The organism is Methanoculleus sp. MH98A, from assembly GCF_000691865.1.
Taxonomy (GTDB): Archaea; Halobacteriota; Methanomicrobia; order Methanomicrobiales; family Methanoculleaceae; genus Methanoculleus.
On sequence record NZ_JMIO01000270.1, the window covers coordinates 1 to 961 of the forward strand.

The 961-nt window shown below is 41.3% G+C and carries 2 protein-coding genes; both read left to right on the forward strand.

Annotated features, from left to right (window positions below):
• Positions 1-604, forward strand: a 604-nt coding sequence (locus EI28_RS14275; RefSeq protein WP_231476870.1) for a hypothetical protein, incomplete at its 5' end; no start/stop codon positions are given.
• Positions 592-961 (forward strand): N-acetylneuraminate synthase family protein (locus tag EI28_RS12935; RefSeq protein WP_048115486.1); only part of this gene is annotated, 370 nt, incomplete at its 3' end. The genes EI28_RS14275 and EI28_RS12935, both read left to right, overlap by 13 nt.

Here is a 961-nt window from a genome sequence, read left to right on the forward strand (position 1 = left end):
TGTGAGCGCCGCTCAAGCTGCTCTCCAACATTGTGATGGGTACGGGTGTTCGATGAGTATTATCAGTGAGGATGGACGTGATCTTGCAATAGAGTTTAATCGCCCCCAAAAAAAGTCCTTCCAAGATATCTTGCTTCGAAATAACATTTTTGGTCTTTCAAATACTGCTTATCGCTCTGAAATATTACGGAAATGTGTCCCGTTTCCAAAGAATTGTGTTTTGCTTGATTGGTTTATCGCGACGAGGGCCATGAATAACAAGGCAAACATGCTTTTTGATGATGTTGCTAGGATGAAGTATCGACAACATTCTGCGAATACCGCGCGAGTATTGCCTCCTTTTTCTGCGGAGCAGATACTCTATGCAACTAGACTGGTTCTTCAACACTATGACATGATCTTGGGATGTATCCCTGAATTATCTCCTTTCTTCAGGATGCAGATTCCTTTGTTCCAGAATGAAGTACTTGAATTTTATAATTGCATGATCCAATGCCCGGGATTATTGGACAAATATATCGAAAGGTTGAATAAATTGCCTGCAAAGCACATATGGTGGTCATGCGTTGCCCATCCTGATCTGGAGGAGTTATGGAGACAATAAATATTGATGGTAGGATTATCGGAAAGGGGAAGACACCTTACTTTATCGCTGAGATCGGGTCGAACCATAATGGCGATATGGATCTGTGCAAAAAAATGATCGATGTAGCGATTACATGTGGTGCTGATGCCGTTAAATTTCAGTCTTGGACGAAGTCATCCCTAATCTCAAAGGCGGAATATGCTCGCAATACGGAATATTCTGATAAGAAAAAGCATTTTGGATCCCTGGAGGCGATGGTTGAGAAATATCAGTTCACAACACAGCAACATGAAGAAATTGCTTCATATTGCGAAAACGTAGGTATTACTTTCTTATCGAGCTGCTTTTCGAATGAGGAGGTAGATTTACTTGACT